This is a genomic window from Romboutsia sp. (assembly GCF_035470145.1).
Classification (GTDB): Bacteria; Bacillota; Clostridia; order Peptostreptococcales; family Peptostreptococcaceae; genus Romboutsia_D.
In genome coordinates, this window is record NZ_DATIRC010000405.1 from 1 (window position 1) to 1,792 (window position 1,792).

At 22.9% G+C, this 1,792-nt stretch carries 3 protein-coding genes; all 3 read right to left on the bottom strand.

Annotated elements, in window-relative coordinates:
• Positions 1-78: 78 nt before the first annotated feature.
• Positions 79-270: a hypothetical protein gene (locus tag VLM92_RS16005; protein WP_325277319.1), complete on the bottom strand. Its 192-nt coding sequence runs from the start codon at positions 268-270 to the stop codon at positions 79-81.
• 86 nt (positions 271-356) lie between these two features.
• A complete protein-coding gene (locus VLM92_RS16010; RefSeq protein WP_325277320.1) occupies positions 357-998 on the bottom strand; it encodes a TetR/AcrR family transcriptional regulator in 642 nt (213 codons plus the stop codon).
• A 20-nt stretch (positions 999-1,018) separates the two neighbouring features.
• The coding region (locus tag VLM92_RS16015; RefSeq protein WP_325277321.1) for an ABC transporter permease subunit at positions 1,019-1,792 on the bottom strand (774 nt) is incomplete at its 5' end.

The following is a 1,792-nucleotide window of genomic DNA, read 5'->3' on the forward strand; positions in this document are numbered from 1 at the left end:
TACTATTTAATTTTTCCATATATAACTAATCTTATACAATAGATAAAACCTGTAGGTGAATTTCCCTACAGGTTTTATCTATTTAATCTTATCTATTAATTTTTCTAGTAATATTTTCTTTAACTGTTGATTTATATCTAATTTAGAATTTGTTTTTTTATTTTTCTTCTTATTTGTGATTTTTAAACCTTTAATATTCTTTGAATTTTCATTATTTTTAGAATTAGATTTTTTATTAGAATTAGTATTTGATTTAACTTTCTTAGCCATATTTATGCCCCCAATAAAACCTATAAATTAACGTTCTTATTGTATAAATATGCGTATTTTTTCATAATGTTACATGAAAACTTGATTTATTTATATAGTCCATATTTTAATATATCTATATATCTGTCAAATTCCTTGAAAATTTCTTCTTTATTATCTGAAAATTCATTCGGATTTTTTTTATGCATTTCTATATATTTCTTACTTATTGCTTCAAATACTGTTGTTGTTATAAATAATGCATCTTCAATAGTTGCTCTCTCATGTAGATAATTTGTATTCATAAACTTTATTATATAATTTTGTATAAAATTCATACTTTCCATTTGGGATTTATTAATAATAATTTGAGTGTATTCTTTTATTTCTTCATTATCTATAATCAAAGCATCTGATATTATCTTAGCATGCAATGGATAGCTTATAAATATACTTTGTTTATATATAGCTATTAACTTTATTCTTTCATAAAAGTCATCACTTTTTATATTTTCTGATTCGTTTATAATTTTTTCACTTACAAAATCCATACAAAACTCTACTATATATAAATATAAATTTCTTTTGTTTTTAAAATAATGAAATAGACTTCCTTTGGCAATAGATGAATTTGATGCTATTTTGTCAGTAGAGGCTTTATAATACCCATTTTGCGCAAATTCTTCTATAGATGCATTTATAATATCATTTTTCTTTTTATCATTTAAATTGTTAAATTTAGTATACATATAAAACGTCACCACTCTTTTTACATTTCAAAATCTTTTCTTTTGTATCTGTAAAATGTTAATAAAATACTAATTACTATAATAACCACACATATTATCATATAAGATAATTCTATATTTCCATTATTTTTTAATATCTCACTTGGCATTACATAATGAACAGGAGATAAATACTTAAGCCATTCTAATTTTTCTATTATTGTAGAAAATATTCCTAACATATATGTAGAAAAGAATATTCCTAACATTATAGGTGTTGCACTGCTTACCTTTTTTATTATTGTAGATATGAAAAATCCTAAACCTAGAAATACAAACTGTGCTAAAAACATTCCTTTATATATAAATATTAAATCCATTAGATACTCATAATTATCTGGTTTAAACATTTCAAAGAATATCATAGTTACAACAAATAATACTATATTCATTATATAAAGTATTGTAAATGTAGCGAAAAGCTTTATAGTTACTATTTTTTCTCTAGATATAGGTTGTGCATATAAAAATTCTATTGTTCCTTCACTTTCTTCTTTTATTAAAGAGTTTGCCCCAAGTATTCCTGCATATATACAAGTTGCTATTAATATATATTGACCTGTATATGAAAAGTATTGAAGTAAATCGGTGAAATCTATTGTTTCTATACCAAATGCAGCAAGCATTGATTGAGGTAGTGCATCCATTTTTGCTTGCATTATTTCTGTCATAGAACTATTAGACATTGAAGGAAAAAGTGCCATAAATAATGATAGTAAACCTATTAATACTATAGTCCATATTGTAAATGACTT